The sequence below is a fragment of the Streptomyces lycii genome, from assembly GCF_009735685.1.
GTDB classification, from domain to species: domain Bacteria; phylum Actinomycetota; class Actinomycetes; order Streptomycetales; family Streptomycetaceae; genus Streptomyces; species Streptomyces lycii.
In genome coordinates, this window is record NZ_WHPN01000182.1 from 1 (window position 1) to 1345 (window position 1345).

1 protein-coding gene is annotated in these 1345 nt (G+C 72.1%); it reads right to left on the minus strand.

What is annotated here, in order from left to right:
* Positions 1 to 1240: DNA polymerase III subunit gamma and tau (locus GCU69_RS07515; RefSeq protein WP_156205469.1), on the minus strand; the 1240-nt coding region annotated here is incomplete at its 3' end.
* Between the last annotated feature and the right edge of the window lie 105 nt (positions 1241 to 1345).

Consider the following 1345-nt stretch of genomic DNA (forward strand, 5'->3'; position numbering starts at 1 on the left):
AGGCGTGGACGTCCGGCCCGGGGGCGTACCCGGCGGCGGGTCCGCCGCCCGCGGAGAAATTCACCGGGGCGCCGCCCGCGAGGGCGCCCCGCTCCAACTTGTCCAGCCGGGCCTGGATCGAACGCTCGTCGTCGAAGGCGGCGGGCAGCAGGATCCGGGCACAGATCAACTCCAGCTGGAGGCGCGGAGAGGTCGCCCCGCGCATCTCGATCAGACCGGTGTTGACCAGGTCGGCGGCCCGGCTGAGCTCGGCCGCACCGAAGACGGAGGCCTGCGCCTGCATCCGCTCGACGACGTCCGCCGGGGCGTCGATCAGCCCCTTGTCGGCGGCGTCCGGCACGGCGGCGAGGATCACCAGGTCGCGCAGGCGCTCCAGCAGGTCGGCGACGAAACGCCGGGGGTCGTTCCCGCCCTCGATGACGCGGTCGACGACCTCGAAGGCCGCGCTGCCGTCGCCGGAGGCGAAGGCGTCCACGACGTCGTCCAGCAGCGAGCCGTCCGTGTACCCGAGGAGGGCGGTGGCCATGGCGTACGTCACGCCGTCCTCGGCGGCGCCCGCGAGCAGCTGGTCCATGACGGACATGGAGTCCCGCACGGAGCCCGCGCCGGCCCGCACGACCAGGGGCAGCACACCGTCCTCGACCGGGATCGACTCCCGGCCGCAGACCTCGGCGAGATAGTCCCGCAGGGTGCCGGGGGGCACCAGCCGGAAGGGGTAGTGGTGGGTGCGCGACCGGATCGTGCCGATGACCTTCTCGGGCTCGGTCGTCGCGAAGATGAACTTCAGATGCTCGGGCGGCTCCTCGACCACCTTCAGCAGGGCGTTGAAGCCCGCCGAGGTGACCATGTGCGCCTCGTCGATGATGTAGATCTTGTAGCGGCTGGAGGCCGGGCCGAAGAACGCCTTCTCGCGCAGGTCACGGGCGTCGTCCACGCCTCCGTGCGACGCGGCGTCGATCTCGATGACGTCGATGGACCCGGGGCCGTTCCGCGCGAGGTCCTGGCAGGAACGGCACTCCCCGCACGGGGTCGGCGTGGGGCCCTGCTCGCAGTTCAGACAGCGGGCGAGGATGCGGGCGCTGGTCGTCTTGCCGCAGCCGCGCGGCCCGCTGAAGAGATACGCGTGATTGACCCGGTTGTTGCGCAGCGCCTGCTGCAACGGGTCGGTGACATGCTCCTGCCCGATGACCTCGGCGAAGGTCTCGGGTCGGTAGCGGCGGTAGAGCGCGAGGGACGACACGCATACGACGATATCGGCCGCCGCCGACAACCGTCCCGGAGTGCGCCCTGTGAACCGGAACGTCCCGCGGGCCACCGGCCCCACGAGCGCCCGCCGCCGGGCCGG